The sequence below is a fragment of the Stutzerimonas sp. S1 genome, assembly GCF_025966695.1.
GTDB lineage: Bacteria > Pseudomonadota > Gammaproteobacteria > Pseudomonadales > Pseudomonadaceae > Stutzerimonas.
In genome coordinates this window covers 636,021-649,584 of sequence record NZ_JAOEIY010000001.1, presented here as the reverse complement: position 1 = coordinate 649,584, position 13,564 = coordinate 636,021, and the positions used below count along the sequence as shown (strand labels likewise).

Below are 13,564 nucleotides of genomic sequence, written 5' to 3'. Positions count from 1 at the left end.
GCGGCCACGTTATGTTGCAAGTCGGATGTGGAAAGCACTGGTGAGTCGGTGCGTTTTACTGCAGCCTGCCGTGTCATTGTCCGTCGTTCACAGGAGTCTTCCATGCGCAAACTCGTACTCACCGCTGTTCTTGCTGCCGCGGGTCTGTTTGGCTTGCCGGCATTGGCCGCCGATTTCCAGGCAGGCAAGGAATATGACGTGCTGAGCAGCCCGGTGCAGGTTGCCGAGCCGGGCAAGATCGAGGTGGTCGAGCTGTTCTGGTATGGCTGCCCGCACTGCTACCAGTTCGAGCCGGTGATCAATCCGTGGGTCGAAAAACTGCCTGAGGACGTCGTGTTCAAGCGCATTCCCGCCATGTTCGGCGGTGTCTGGAACACCCACGGCCAGCTGTTCATCACACTCGAGTCGATGGGTGTGGAGAAACAAGTGCACGATGCGGTATTCGCCGCGTACCACCAAGAGCGCAAGAAGCTGGCGACGCCCGAGGAGATGGCCGAGTTCCTTGCCGGACAAGGGGTCGACAAGGACGCTTTCCTCAAGGCTTTCAACTCCTTCGGCGTGAAGAGCCGGGTAGAGCAGGCGAAGAAGCTTGGCATGGCCTACCAGATCACCGGTGTGCCGGTGCTGATCGTCAATGGCAAATACCGCTTCGATCTCGGTTCGGCCGGTGGCCCGCAGCGCACGTTGGAAGTGGCCGACTTCCTCATCGAAAAAGAACGCACCGCGCGGTAGGCCGGCCATGCTGCGGCGCTGGTATCCATCGCGCCCGGCCGCTTCGGGCCAGGCGCGCGTCAATCCGCAGTGCCCGCCGCACAGCGGCCTGCCGGCGGATGGGCGCCTGCGCCTGCTGAGTTTCAATATTCAGGTCGGCATCAGCACGGAGCGTTTCCATCATTACCTGACCCGCAGCTGGCAGCATCTGCTGCCGCATCCGGGGCGCGCGTTGAACCTGCAGCGTATCGGTGCACTGCTCGGCGAATATGACCTGGTTGCGTTGCAGGAAGTCGATGGTGGCAGCCTGCGTTCCGGCTACGTCAATCAGGTCGAACACCTCGCGCAGCTTGGCGCCTTTCCTTACTGGTATCAGCAGCTCAATCGCAACCTCGGACGCTTCGCTCAGCACAGCAACGGCGTGCTCAGTCGTCTTGCGCCGAGGGAGCTGGAAGATCATCCATTGCCTGGCCCGTCCGGGCGCGGTGCGATTCTGCTGCGCTTTGGCGAGGGTGAGGACGCACTGGTGGTGGTCATGATGCACCTGGCGCTGGGCGGGCGGACGCGGGTGCGCCAGCTGGCCTATATCCGCGAGCTGATTGGCGGTTATCGGCATCAGGTGCTGATGGGTGACATGAACACGCATGCCAGCGATCTGCTGGAAAACTCTCCTTTACGCGATCTCGGCCTGCTGGCGCCGCAAATCGAGGCGACCTTCCCCAGCTGGCGTCCGCAACGCTGTCTGGACCATATCCTGCTCAGTCCGAGCCTGGCGCTCGAGCGGGTCGAGGTGCTGCCGCTGCCGATCTCCGATCATCTGCCGGTGGCGATGGAAATCCGTCTGCCGGACGCGCTGCATGGTGACAGGCTGCCAGTTACCCGCGGGGGCGCGCTATGAGCGTGGAGGCCGAACGCTGGAAGGAGAAGTACCTGCAACTGCTTGAGCAGCAGGAGCAGGTCGAGCAGCGGTGGGAACAGCGTGTCGACCTGCTACGCCGCAGCCTGGTGCGCAGCAGCCTGGTGGTCGAGGGGGCCGATCCGGCGGTGGAGCGCTGCCTGCAGCAGATGCGCGAGGTGCTGCGTGAAGGTGATCTGGATGATGGTCTCAGTACGCTGGTGCCGCGCCTGGAAAAGGCCGCGCTGGATTCGGATCGTCAGCGTCAGGAACGGACGCGCCGGCTCGCCGAAGCGTTGCACGGCCTGGTGAATCAGCTGCTGGCGATGTCGCCTCCGAACGAGATTCGCAAGCCACTCAAACGATTCGCCAAGCAGCTCGATCAACGTGCGGCACGGCTGCGCGAGCTGCCGGCGCTGCTGGGCGAGTTAAGCGAACTGCAACGCCGGGCGTTGGTCGCTCAGGGGCATCCCGCGGCCGTATCGGGTGGTTTCCTGCGCCGCCTGTTCGGCAATCGCGAGACGCTGTCGCTGGCAGCGGAGCACGGCCAGGCAGCGGATGCGCCCGAACTACCGGGCTCGCCGGATGCCGATGACGAATCGGTGCACGTGGGGCTGCCGCCGCAGGCAGAGGCTCAGACAGCCGGGGATGGTCCGACAGCAGCACCAGCACCGGACGACCTGTCGGCGGCGGCGGAGCCATCAACCGCGACGGAGCTGGCGAACGACGAGCTGGCGCCGCAGCCGCTTGAGGATCTTGCCAGTGCCTTGCCGGATGCGCCGGAACCGGCTTATAGCGTGGTTGCCGAGCGCGTCGAGGCGGCGCTCAACGGACTGCTCGACGGCCTGCATTTGCCGGAGCCTCACCAGGCGCAGGCCGTGGCCTTGCGCGAGCGCATTCAGCGCGGTCTGAACTGGTATGAGCTGGTCCCTGTGCTGGATGACCTGGCGGTCCTGCTGCTGGCAGTCAGTGACCGTGATCAGCATGAATTCGAAAGTTTCCTGCAAACGCTCAACGCGCGGCTGGTGGCGATGCAGGAAAATCTGATTGCCGCCCACGATGGCCACGCCGAGACTCAGCGGACCGCCGAGGCACTGGACAGCGAACTGCGCGAGCAGGTCGACGGACTCCACAGCAGCATGCGCCAGGCTACCGACCTGCCCAGCCTCAAGCGCGTGGTGGAGGCTCGGTTGGACGGTCTGCTGCAGACCGTGGACGCTTATCAGCAACAGCGTAGCGAGCATGAGCGCGAGCTTGGCGAGCGCCTGCAGCAGTTGACCGGTCGCGTCGGTAGCCTGGAGCAGGCCGCGCAGGGCCTGCGGGGTCATCTGGAAGAGCAGCGGCAGAAGGCGTTGCTCGACAGCCTCACCGGCCTGCCCAATCGCGCCGCCTGGAACGAGCGCCTGACGCTGGAAGCGGCACGCTGGCAGCGTTACGGCGGCGATCTGCTGCTGGCAGTGGTCGACGTCGATCACTTCAAGCGGATCAATGACGGTTACGGCCACCTCGCCGGAGATCGCGTGCTGAAGATCATCGGCAGCGAATTGCAGAAGCGCCTGCGCAAGACCGATTTCATCGCCCGCTTCGGTGGCGAGGAGTTCGTCCTGCTGCTGCCTGCCACGTCGATTGACGCCGGACTCAAGGTGCTCGAGGCCCTGCGCAGTGGCATCGACGCCTGCCCGTTCCACTTCAAGGGCGAGCGGGTGCAGATCACCTTCTCGGCCGGCCTGAGCGCCTTCGCCAGCGGCGACACCCCCGAGCAGGTCTTCGAACGCGCCGACCTGGCGCTATACCGGGCGAAGGATGCCGGGCGCAACCGGGTCGAGTTCGGCTGACCGAACGGTCTGTGATCAACCAAGCCCGCTGCGTATAATCGCGACCTCGCGCGCAGCCGTGCGCGGCATTCCAATCTGGGTCATCCAGCAGTCGACCAGAGGCCAATCATGAGAATCGTCAGCCTTGCCGCGCTTGTTCTGTTGCTGGCCGGCTGTGCTGGCGGGCCGAAGATTGACACCCGCTACAGCGCTGTCGGCCAGGACAGCCGTGCGCAGTTCATCGTCCTGCATTACACCTCCAGTGATCTGCCGCGTTCGCTGGCACTGCTGACCGAGGGCGAAGTGAGCAGTCACTACCTGATCGGCGACGCTCCGGCGACCATCTACCGCCTGGTCGACGAGAACCGGCGCGCCTGGCATGCCGGGGAAAGCGAATGGACCGGGCGGACCTGGCTGAACTCCAGCTCCATCGGCATCGAGCTGGTCAATCGCGGCTACGTCGAGAGCAGCGACGGACGCCGGCTCTGGTATCCCTATTCCGACCAGCAGATCGATGTGCTGGTGCTGCTGCTCAAGGACATCATGCAGCGTCACGGGCTCAAGCCCGGTGCCATCATCGGCCACAGCGACATCGCCCCGCAGCGCAAGGTCGATCCCGGTCCGCTGTTCCCGTGGAAGCGTCTGGCCGATGCCGGTCTGCTGCCGTGGCCGGATGCTGCGGCAGTGGCGGCACAACAGGTGCACTTTGCCGGCGCGTTGCCGGATATCGCCTGGTTTCAGGCGGCGCTGGCGCAGCAGGGTTACAAGGTTCCGCGTCACGGTCAGCTGGACGAAGAGACTCGCAACGTGCTCGCCGCCTTCCAGATGAAGTACCGCCCGACCCGCTTCGATGGCGAGCCGGATGCCGAGACCGCGGCGCTGCTGCAGGTGCTCAACGGCGCCGGGTGATGCGTCAGATCGGCAAGGCGACGTAGAAAATGGTGCCGTGGCCGATGCGCGAGTGCACGCCGATGCGCCCGCCATGCAGCTGGGCGATTTCCTTGCACAGCGCGAGGCCCAGTCCGGCGCCGCCGCGGCGCCGGCCGATCTGTACGAACGGTTCGAAGATGCGTGCCTGCTGGCTGTAGGGTATGCCCTCACCGTTGTCCTCGACGCTGAGGATCATCCGCTCGCCGTGATGGCGCGCCAGCAGCCGCACCTCGCCGCCGGTCGGTGTATGGCGCAGCGCGTTGCTTAGCAGGTTGTCGAGCAGCCGCTCGATCTGCTGACGATCCAGCAGCAGACTGGGCAGTGGCAGCTGCAGCTCCAGCTTCAGCTCGATGTCGCGCTCGGCGGCGGACACCAGGAAACGCTGGCGGGCATCCTCGAGCAGCTGCGGGACATCGCACTGCACCAGCTCGAGCTTCTGCTGGCCACTCTGGTAGCGCGAGAAATTCAGCAGGTCGTTGATCAGCCGCACCAGGCGCTGCATCTCCTCGTGCACGGTGCTGAGCAGGTCGGATTCGCGGCTGTTTTCCGGATAGTGCAGGCGCTCGCGCAACAGGCTGAAGGCCATCTGCATGCCGGTCACCGGGGTGCGCAGCTCGTGCGAAGCGCGCAGCACGAACTCGTTGCGTACGCGTTCGAAGGTGCGCTGGTCGGTGACGTCGTGCAGCACCATCACCGCGCCGCTGATGCTGCCGTCATGGTGGTTCACCGGGCTCATGCGCCAGGCCAGCAGGCGTCGTTCGCCGTCAGCCTCGATCACCAGGTCCTGGGGCGGACCGGCGAGCGGCTTGTCGTCCAGCACCAGGCGTGCGGCCTCGTCCAGTTCCGGAGAGCCGAGCGCCTGGCCGAGGCTCAGGCCGAGATGTTCGCTTTCCCAGGCGAGCTGGCGCTGCGCCACCGGGTTGGCGTGTTCCAGGCAGCCATGCCGGTCGATGATCAGCAGGCCGTCGTCAATGCTGTCGAGCAGTGCCTGCAGGCGCTGCTGGCCGTTGACCAGTGCTTCCACGTTGGTCTGCTTGAACTGGTGCAACGCCTGCGCCATCAAGCCGAAACGGCGACTCAGCGACGACAGCTCGGCAATCGGTGAAGTGGGCAGGTCGATGGCAAAGTCGCCGCGGCCGATCTGATCGGCTGCGGCAGACAGCCGTTCGATGGGCGCGCCGAAGCGGCGGGCGAAACCGTGCGCAGTGACGAAGCCGATCAGCAGGACCGCGACGCCGGTCAGGCCGAGCAGGGCCGCGAGCATCATGGCGCGTTCGCGACTGCGCACCTCGGTGTCGCGAATCGTCGCGTAGGCGCTCTGTTGCATGTCCACCATCAGGCTGCGCACCTGGTTGAACGCCTGGCTCAGGGTATTCTCTTCCAGCAGGGTCCAGGGCTCGCTGCGCGGAGTATTCAACTCCCGGAGAAAGCCCGCGTAGGCACTGGCGATGTTCTGGTAGGCCTGGCGATCCTGCTCGTTGCGCGCTTCGGCGATGCCGCGCTCGAGAGCGCCCTGGAATGTCGTGCGTGCTTCAGCGAGCGCCTCGTCGTCGCGCTCCTCGCGCAGCAGGATGATCAGGTGGTTGCCCAACGCCTGACGCAGTTGCTGGTTGAGCTCGATGATGCCGAAGTTGTCGCGGATCAGGTGCTCCTGACTCTTGGCCATCTGCATCACGCTGACCAGCGCCAGCAGCAGGCCGAGCAGGGCCACCGTCATCAGTGCCGAGAACCCCAGAAACAGCCGCGTTCTCAGCTTCATCGGCAGCTTCATAGGCCGTACTGCTTGCGCTTTCGGTAGAGCGTGGAGGCGTCGATGCCGAGGATGCGCGCGGCCTGCTCCAGGGTGTCGCTGGTGCTCAGCACACCGGCAATATGGGCTTTCTCCAGCGCCTCGAGACTCAGCGGTTCACCGATGCGCGGGGCATTGCCGCTGACCTGTTCGCCGAGACCAAGATGGCTGACCTCGATCATCGCCTGCGGGCAGATGATGCTGGCGCGCTCGATGACGTTACGCAGCTCGCGCACGTTGCCGGGCCAGCGGTAGGCCTTGAGCGCGGCGATCGCCGCGTCGCTGAAGCCGCGTGCCGGCCTGCCGTAGTTCTTGACGAAGGAGGCGAGAAAGCGCTCGGCCAGCGCCAGCACGTCTTCCGGTCGCTCGCGCATGGGCGGCAGGTTGAGGGTGATGACATTCAGCCGGTAGAGCAGGTCTTCGCGGAACTTGCCCTCGCGAACCATCTCCTCGAGGTTGAGGTTGGTCGCCGCGAGAATGCGCACGTCGGCGCGGCGCGTCACCGGGTCGCCGACCCGTTCGTACTCCTTGTCCTGGATGAAGCGCAACAACTTGGGCTGCAGCGCCAGCGGAAAGTCGCCGATCTCGTCGAGGAACAGCGTGCCGCCGTCGGCCTGGTTGACCCGCCCGAGGGTGCTTTCGGTGGCGCCGGTGAAGGCGCCGCGGTTGTGGCCGAACAGCTCGCTTTCCATCAGGTCGGCCGACAGCGACGGACAGTTGATGGTGACGAAGGCCTTCTTCGCCCGCCGACTCCAGGTATGGATGGCGCGGGCCAGCTCGCCCTTGCCGGTGCCGGATTCGCCGAGGATGAGGATATTGGCGTCGGTGTCGGCCACCTGCCGCGCAGTTTCCAGTACCGCCATCATCGCCGGGCTGTGCGAGCCGAGTGCGTCGCTGCGCTTCTGCATCTCGCCTTCGAGGGCTTCCAGGCGTGCGGCCATCTGCCGGACTTCCAGCTGCTTGGCCGCCGAGAGGCGCAGCTGTTCGGGGCTGCAGGGCTTGAGCAGGTAATCGGCGGCACCGGCCTGCATGGCGTCCACCGCGGTGTCCACCGCCGAATGAGCGGTGACGATGACCACCCGCATCCACGGCGCCAGCGTGCGCATCTGTTGCAGCACGTCGAGGCCGTTGTCCTCGCCCAGGCGCAGGTCGAGGAAGCACAGGTCGAACACCTGTCGCTGCAGGATGGCTTCAGCCTGTGCCGCGCTGGCGGCGGTCATCACCGTGTAGCCACGATCCTCCAGGCAGTAGCGGAAGGTCCGCAGAATCGCTGCTTCGTCATCCACCAGCAAAATGCGTCCGCCAGTGTCCGTCGTTTGGTCCATGGATGCTCCCTTCGAGGCGCTTCTTCTAATGCCCGTAAATGCGTAATAGACGGGCCACGGCCTGGGTCAGCGCCGGTGGCGAGTCCTTTAGTCTATGAAAAGTCTTGCAAGTTGCACGGTGCGTCGACGGCTTTCCTGCAGGCTGCACTTCGCAGCACAGCGAGCCGTGTCGCAAGCGGCTGATTTTCCGGCTGGCAGGGTGCGGCGGCACTGGCACGCCGCTTGCGACGCTCCAGGTCCAGCGGGCGCCGCCCGCGTTACTGAACCCGCGAGGAGGATTGCCATGAGCCAAGCAACGCAGCAACTCAACGAGCTGATCGAGATTACCCGCGACGGCCAGCGTTTCTACCAGCATGCGATCGACGAAGTAAAGGATGCCGAACTGCAGCACCTGTTCCGCGACATGGCGCAGGCCAAGACCCAGATCATTCAGGCGTTGACGGTCAAGGTCGCGGCGAACCATGAGCAGCCGGCGCAGGGCGGCACGCTGGCTGGCCGCATCCGCGAGCTGTACGCCGACACCAAGGCGCGTCTGGGCAACGCCAGTAGCACCTACGTCGAGCAGCTGGAGCAGGCGGAGGAACGCATCCTGCGCGCCTTCGAGGACGCTCTGCAGGATGCGCAGCCGGATATTCGTGCACTGCTGGCAGTCGAGCTGCCTAAGCTGAGGGCTTGTCACACGCGTATGCGTCAGCTGAAGCAGTCGTTGGCCTGAGCCCCCGGCGATTCGTGCAAAACGCACGGCCTAACAGGGATCCTCGTGCAAATTAAGTGGCGTTTCGTTTGATGACCATTTCTAACGTATTGATATTAAAGGGGTATTTTCGATCATGCGGGCTGGCACGGGCGCTGCAATGTAACAGGCAATCGCTAACGCCATGCTTAGAAGGAGTTGAGGATGAACCGCGAAGCCCGCTTTTCCCTGGCCAGCAAAGGACTGCTGGGTGCTGCTGTCGTGATGCTGATCATGGGCGCCAAGCAGCCGATGACTGAACCGCTCAGTGAGGAACAACCGAACAACGCGGAACGAATTGGCCTGTATGACGCTCAACCCATTGAGCTCACGCGGACCGGGCGGGCGCCGCAAACCCTGGACTTCCATCAGGCGCGATCGGAACAGCGCTGGGTCTTCTGAGCCGCACGGATACCGCAGGCGAACCGGCAGGGATGCGAAAACACACTCGAAGCAGATCGTGCAGCCGCCGGTCCGCCGAGAACCGATCCTGAACCAAGAGGAGTCGCACCATGCTGAGTTGGGCTATTACCTTCCTGATCATCGCCATCATCGCCGCGGTACTGGGCTTCGGTGGTATCGCTGGCACCGCCACAGGCATCGCCAAGATCCTGTTCGTGGTGTTCCTGGTGCTGTTCGTAGCATCGCTGATCTTCGGTCGCGGACGCGGACCGCGAGTCTGATGCACTAGATGCCGCCCGTGAGGGCGGCTGCATCACCAGGAGCGATAACGGCAAAGGATGCCAATCTTGCGGCCTCGTCGCCTTGCGCGACGAGCCATCTTCGCCGGTGAGTCATGGACTTGCTGGCCGTGGAACCGGCCCCGCCAAGGGGCGAACCAGGGGGTCGGGTTGTTCTGCCGCGCGGAGCGACCTAGGGGTACAGGGAGTACCTCCGTTCGGACCGGGTTCGGCAAAGCTGCAGCCAGAGGTGGCGATAGCCACCTCTGTTGCTTTGCTTCGCGCACTCTGTCGCTTCTCATCGCTCGTTCATCGTCTCGTTCGCTGCTGGCGCACCGGGTGACCGGCAGGCGCCGGCGCCGCTATCATCGCTGCCAGCTTTGACGGGAGAACGACATGCTCAACGGCCTCTGGCTGGGCTTTTTTCTGGTTGCCGCGATCGCCGCGCTGGCGCGCTGGCTGCTCGGCGGCGATCCGACGGTATTCGCCGCCGTGGTAGAAAGCCTGTTCGCCATGGCCCGGCTGGCCGTGGAAGTCATGATCCTGTTGTTCGGCACGCTGACGCTGTGGCTGGGCTTCCTGCGCATCGCCGAAAAGGCCGGCCTGGTGGAACTGCTGGCGCGGCTGCTCGGCCCGCTGTTCCGTCGGCTGATGCCCGAGGTGCCGGCGGGGCATCCCGCGCTCGGGCTGATCACGCTGAACTTCGCCGCCAACGGCCTGGGGCTGGATAACGCTGCCACGCCGATCGGCCTCAAGGCCATGCGCGCACTACAAACACTTAATCCCTCGGAAAGTACGGCGAGCAATGCGCAGATTCTCTTTCTGGTGCTCAATGCCTCGTCGCTGACGCTGCTGCCGGTGTCGATCTTCATGTACCGCGTGCAGCAGGGCGCCGACGACCCCACCCTGGTATTCCTGCCGATTCTGCTGGCCACCAGCGCCTCGACGCTCGCCGGTCTGCTGTCGGTGGCGCTGATGCAGCGCCTGCGCCTGTGGGACCCGGTGGTACTCGCCTACCTGATCCCAGGCGCGTTGCTGCTCGGTGGCTTCATGGCGCTGCTCGCCGGACTCTCGGCCACTGCGCTGTCTTCGCTGTCCTCATTGCTGGGCAACCTCACGCTGTTCGGCCTGATCCTCACCTTCTTGACGGTCGGCGCGCTGCGCAAGGTGCCGGTCTACGAGAGTTTCGTCGAAGGTGCCAAGGAAGGTTTCGATGTGGCGAAAAGCCTGCTGCCTTACCTGGTCGCCATGCTGGTAGCCGTCGGTGCGCTGCGAGCCTCCGGCGCGCTCGAGTTCGGCCTCGATGGCGTCCGCTGGTTGGTGGAAGCGCTCGGCTGGGATACCCGCTTCGTCGATGCGCTACCCACCGCGCTGGTCAAGCCGTTCTCCGGCAGTGCGGCCCGGGCGATGTTGATCGAGACCATGCAGAACCACGGCGTCGACAGCTTCCCCGCGCTGGTCGCCGCGACGGTGCAGGGCAGTACCGAGACCACCTTCTACGTGGTGGCGGTGTATTTCGGCGCGGTGGGCATCCAGCGCGCGCGGCATGCGGTGGGCTGTGCACTGCTGGCCGACCTTGCCGGGGTAATCGCGGCGATCTCGGTGTGCTACTGGTTCTTCGGCTGACCCTGCGACGTAGGGTGGATGGCTGAAATCATCCACCGGGAGCGACGCCTGAGTCCTGTTGCTCAGGCCCGCCGGCGGCCCCAGAACTGCTGCGTCAGTTGCTGCATGCCGGCCACCAGACCGGCGACGCCGGCGGCACTCTGCTGGCTCTGCAGGCCGGCGACCACGTGCTGCTCGGCGCCGGCGCGGATGCTCGCCAGACTCTCGCTGATCTGGGTGGTGGCCGCACTCTGCTGCTCCACCGCGGCGGCGATCTGTGTGCTCATCGTGCTGATGTCCGCGACTTGGGCGTTGATGTCCTGCAGCGAGCGTTCGGCATGTTCGGCGTGGCTGACGCTGATCTGCGCTTGCTCGCGGCTGCGCTGCATGACTTCGACCGCGTCGCGCGAGCCGGCCTGCAGCGTGCCGATGATGGTCTGGATCTCGGCGGTCGCTTCGGCGGTACGCGAGGCCAGGCCGCGGACCTCGTCGGCCACCACCGCGAAGCCGCGGCCCTGCTCGCCGGCGCGCGCCGCCTCGATGGCGGCATTGAGCGCCAGCAGGTTGGTCTGCTCGGCTATGCCGTGGATCACGTCGAGCATGCGGCTGATGGCCTGGCTGTGGCCCTCGAGGTGCTGGATCACCTCGGCGGCCTGCTGAATCTCGCTGGCCAGCCGGCCGATGCTGCTGCCGGTCTGGCCGACCATGTCGCGGCCGTCGGCAGCATCGTCGTCGGCCAGCGCGGCCGCCTGCGCGGTGCGCTGTGCACTCAGGGCGACGTCCTGCACGCTGGCGACCATCTGGCTCATGGCGGCCGCCACCAGGTCGGTCTGCTGTTGCTGGGTGGTTGCGCTGGCGGTGCTTTCCTGCATGGCGCTGGCCAGCTCCTGGGCATGGCCGCTGATTTGACGACTGCTGTCGGCGATCCGGCCGACCACCGCGCCGGCTTCGGCTTCGAGCATGCGCAGAGCAAAGGCGATCTCGCCCAGCTCATCGCTGCGACCGGTGTAGATTTGCTGGCTCAACGGGTTGTGGCCGACACGCCGCGCCTGCGCACTGAGCGCCCGTAGCGGTGCCAGCCCCAGCAGACCGAGCGTCGCGGCGACGATCCCTGCACCGGCTCCGGCCAGCAGCGCAAGCGGCAGCGCGCCGCCGGCCAGCAGCGCCGTGGCGGTCGCGCCGACCAGGCTGCCGAGGCCGACGCACAGCGCGAGGCGGGTTTGGAAGCTCGGCCGCCACTTCCGCAGAACGGAACCGCGCGGCTGGTTCAGTTGCGCATACAGAGCCTGGGCAGCGCGCACCTGTTCCGGTTGCGCCTTGGTGCGGACCGACTGGTATTCGACCACCTTGCCGTCGCGGCAGATCGGCATGACGTAGGCGCTGACCCAGTAGTAATCACCGTTCTTGCACCGGTTCTTCACCACGCCCATCCAGGAATGGCCGGCTTGTACCGTGCTCCACAGATGGGCAAAGGCGGCCGGCGGCATATCGGGATGGCGCACGAGATTGTGCGGCTGACCGAGCAGTTCGGCTTCGCTGTAGCCGCTCAGCTCGATGAAATCCGGATTGGCGTAGGTGATCTGGCCCTTGAGATTGGTGGTGGAAAGAATGTTGGCGTTGTCGCGGACGATGACTTCCCGATCGCTGACGGGCAGGTTGGCTCGCATGTTGGCGAATCTCTTCCATGGATTGAGGTCGGTTCACGCGAAGGCCGGGCAGTGTGCCGCTTCTGATCCGCAGGGGGATCGGCAGCATCTTGTTGGTCATCCGCCGCACGCTGGTCGCGACGGCGCCAGAACCTTATGCAAGTTCTGTGACGAATCTGTGGCAATGTGCCATTAGCGATTAAGGATCGCCAGCGCCGCTTCACCACCGCCGCGGGAAACGCTTTTGCCCCCGTGCAGTCTATGTAGGGCGTTCGGTCAGCGACGGTGACAGCGACATCGACGACGCTGTGTGAGGTTCTTCGCATCCGACATTCCCCTGCTAGACTCCCAATTCCGCGCAGACTCACGAGGGATGGCGGGTTAATCAAAAACAACCAAAAGGAGTTCATCCATGAAAGGCAAATCCTTGGCATGGATCTTTACCGCTGCATTGGCGGGTAGCAGCCTGAGTGGTGTAGCGCAGGCACAAGAGAAGTTCGTCACCATCGGTACCGGTGGTCAGACGGGCGTCTACTACGTGGCGGGGCAGTCGATCTGCCGCTTCGTCAATCGCAACGCCGAGAACATCAAGTGCAACGCGCCGGCCAGCGGCGGTGGCGTGGCCAACGTCAACGGGCTGCGCAGCGGCGAGTTCAACTTCGGCATCATGCAGTCCGACCATCAGTACAAGGCGATGGAAGGCGCCGCGCCCTTCGAGAAGGAAGGGAAGATGGACGACATCCGCGCCGTTTTCTCCCTGCAGAGCGAAGTGTTCACCGTACTGGCACGACGCGACGCCAACATCAAGGGCCTGGACGACCTCAAGGGCAAGCGCGTCAACATCGGCAACCCTGGTTCCGGTCAGCGTGACACCCTCGAAGAGATCATGGCCGTCAAAGGCTGGGACAAGTCCATCTTCGCCCTCGCCGCCGAACTCAAGCCGGCCGAGCAGGCCAGCGCGCTGAGCGACAACAACATCGATGCCATGACCTACTTCGTCGGTCATCCGAACGGCGCGATCCAGGAAGCCACCACCACCGTCGACGCGGTACTGGTGCCGATCACCGGACCGGAGATCGACAAGCTGCTGGCGCAGAAGACCTACTACACCAAGGCCGAGATTCCCGGCGGGCTGTACAAGGGCAACGATGGCGCCACCCAGTCGATCGGCGGCAAGGCTGTGCTGTCGACCACCGCCAAGGTCGATGCGGAAGTTGTCTACCAGCTGGTCAAGGCGGTGTTCGAGAACATCGAGCGTTTCCAGCGCCTGCACCCGGCGTTCAAGGACCTCAAGCCGGAAGACATGATCAAGGTCGGCCTGACCGCGCCGCTGCATGAAGGCGCCGCGCGTTACTACAAGGAACGCGGCTGGCTGTAAGGATCGTTATGCGCCGCGACCAGTGGGGCGCGGCGCTGGTCCTTTGTGCCTAACCGGA

The 13,564-nt window shown here is 64.9% G+C and carries 12 protein-coding genes; 9 read left to right on the top strand and 3 right to left on the bottom strand.

The features are described from left to right. The first annotated feature begins 102 nt into the window (after positions 1–102). The 4 genes from N8H22_RS02895 to N8H22_RS02880 all read left to right on the top strand — a co-directional run bounded on the left by N8H22_RS02895 (position 103) and on the right by N8H22_RS02880 (position 4,329). Complete coding sequence (locus N8H22_RS02895) at positions 103–732, top strand: thiol:disulfide interchange protein DsbA/DsbL (RefSeq protein WP_264589118.1); 630 nt, start codon at positions 103–105, stop codon at positions 730–732. Between the two features lie 7 nt (positions 733–739). Beyond that, positions 740–1,609, top strand: a complete 870-nt coding sequence (locus N8H22_RS02890) for an endonuclease/exonuclease/phosphatase family protein (protein ID WP_264589117.1) — start codon at positions 740–742, stop codon at positions 1,607–1,609. Further along, positions 1,606–3,441: a diguanylate cyclase gene (locus N8H22_RS02885; RefSeq protein WP_264589116.1), complete on the top strand. Its 1,836-nt coding sequence runs from the start codon at positions 1,606–1,608 to the stop codon at positions 3,439–3,441. The genes N8H22_RS02890 and N8H22_RS02885 overlap by 4 nt, the downstream gene beginning before the upstream one ends. A 108-nt stretch (positions 3,442–3,549) precedes the next feature. Continuing rightward, positions 3,550–4,329, top strand: a complete 780-nt coding sequence (locus N8H22_RS02880) for an N-acetylmuramoyl-L-alanine amidase (RefSeq protein WP_272890669.1) — start codon at positions 3,550–3,552, stop codon at positions 4,327–4,329. Between the two features lie 4 nt (positions 4,330–4,333). On the opposite strand, the gene N8H22_RS02875 is transcribed toward N8H22_RS02880, so the two are convergent. Both N8H22_RS02875 and algB read right to left on the bottom strand, forming a co-directional pair. Next, the gene (locus N8H22_RS02875) at positions 4,334–6,121 is read right to left on the bottom strand and encodes a KinB sensor domain-containing domain (protein WP_264589115.1); all 1,788 of its coding nucleotides are present in this window, start codon (positions 6,119–6,121) and stop codon (positions 4,334–4,336) included. Next, entirely contained in the window at positions 6,118–7,464 is a 1,347-nt protein-coding gene (algB, locus tag N8H22_RS02870; protein WP_264589114.1) for a sigma-54-dependent response regulator transcription factor AlgB, read from the bottom strand. The genes N8H22_RS02875 and algB overlap by 4 nt, the downstream gene beginning before the upstream one ends. Before the next feature lie 283 nt (positions 7,465–7,747). Between algB and N8H22_RS02865 the strand changes: the two genes are divergently transcribed. From N8H22_RS02865 to N8H22_RS02850, 4 genes are all read left to right on the top strand, one after another. Next, complete coding sequence (locus N8H22_RS02865) at positions 7,748–8,179, top strand: PA2169 family four-helix-bundle protein (protein WP_264589113.1); 432 nt, start codon at positions 7,748–7,750, stop codon at positions 8,177–8,179. A 183-nt stretch (positions 8,180–8,362) separates the two neighbouring features. Further along, positions 8,363–8,599 carry a hypothetical protein gene (locus N8H22_RS02860; RefSeq protein ID WP_264589112.1) on the top strand — a complete coding sequence of 79 codons (237 nt, stop codon included), beginning with the start codon at positions 8,363–8,365 and terminating at the stop codon, positions 8,597–8,599. Between the two features lie 110 nt (positions 8,600–8,709). Beyond that, the gene (locus N8H22_RS02855) at positions 8,710–8,880 is read left to right on the top strand and encodes a DUF1328 domain-containing protein (RefSeq protein WP_003282841.1); all 171 of its coding nucleotides are present in this window, start codon (positions 8,710–8,712) and stop codon (positions 8,878–8,880) included. Between the two features lie 393 nt (positions 8,881–9,273). Continuing rightward, the gene (locus N8H22_RS02850; RefSeq protein WP_264589111.1) at positions 9,274–10,503 is read left to right on the top strand and encodes a spore maturation protein; all 1,230 of its coding nucleotides are present in this window, start codon (positions 9,274–9,276) and stop codon (positions 10,501–10,503) included. Positions 10,504–10,565: 62 nt separating this feature from the next. On the opposite strand, the gene N8H22_RS02845 is transcribed toward N8H22_RS02850, so the two are convergent. Further along, the gene (locus tag N8H22_RS02845) at positions 10,566–12,149 is read right to left on the bottom strand and encodes a PAS domain-containing methyl-accepting chemotaxis protein (RefSeq protein ID WP_264589110.1); all 1,584 of its coding nucleotides are present in this window, start codon (positions 12,147–12,149) and stop codon (positions 10,566–10,568) included. Positions 12,150–12,540: 391 nt separating this feature from the next. Here N8H22_RS02845 and N8H22_RS02840 point away from each other — a divergent pair, with 391 nt between their 5' ends. Beyond that, positions 12,541–13,506: a TAXI family TRAP transporter solute-binding subunit gene (locus tag N8H22_RS02840; RefSeq protein ID WP_264589109.1), complete on the top strand. Its 966-nt coding sequence runs from the start codon at positions 12,541–12,543 to the stop codon at positions 13,504–13,506. Positions 13,507–13,564: the final 58 nt, after the last annotated feature.

Coding starts and splice junctions, on each gene's coding strand:
- N8H22_RS02895 (WP_264589118.1), top strand. CDS start 103: ATGCGCAAACTCGTACTCACCGCTGTTCTTGCTGCCGCGGGTCTGTTT.
- N8H22_RS02890 (WP_264589117.1), top strand. CDS start 740: ATGCTGCGGCGCTGGTATCCATCGCGCCCGGCCGCTTCGGGCCAGGCG.
- N8H22_RS02885 (WP_264589116.1), top strand. CDS start 1,606: ATGAGCGTGGAGGCCGAACGCTGGAAGGAGAAGTACCTGCAACTGCTT.
- N8H22_RS02880 (WP_272890669.1), top strand. CDS start 3,550: ATGAGAATCGTCAGCCTTGCCGCGCTTGTTCTGTTGCTGGCCGGCTGT.
- N8H22_RS02875 (WP_264589115.1), bottom strand. CDS start 6,121: ATGAAGCTGCCGATGAAGCTGAGAACGCGGCTGTTTCTGGGGTTCTCG.
- algB (WP_264589114.1), bottom strand. CDS start 7,464: ATGGACCAAACGACGGACACTGGCGGACGCATTTTGCTGGTGGATGAC.
- N8H22_RS02865 (WP_264589113.1), top strand. CDS start 7,748: ATGAGCCAAGCAACGCAGCAACTCAACGAGCTGATCGAGATTACCCGC.
- N8H22_RS02860 (WP_264589112.1), top strand. CDS start 8,363: ATGAACCGCGAAGCCCGCTTTTCCCTGGCCAGCAAAGGACTGCTGGGT.
- N8H22_RS02855 (WP_003282841.1), top strand. CDS start 8,710: ATGCTGAGTTGGGCTATTACCTTCCTGATCATCGCCATCATCGCCGCG.
- N8H22_RS02850 (WP_264589111.1), top strand. CDS start 9,274: ATGCTCAACGGCCTCTGGCTGGGCTTTTTTCTGGTTGCCGCGATCGCC.
- N8H22_RS02845 (WP_264589110.1), bottom strand. CDS start 12,149: ATGCGAGCCAACCTGCCCGTCAGCGATCGGGAAGTCATCGTCCGCGAC.
- N8H22_RS02840 (WP_264589109.1), top strand. CDS start 12,541: ATGAAAGGCAAATCCTTGGCATGGATCTTTACCGCTGCATTGGCGGGT.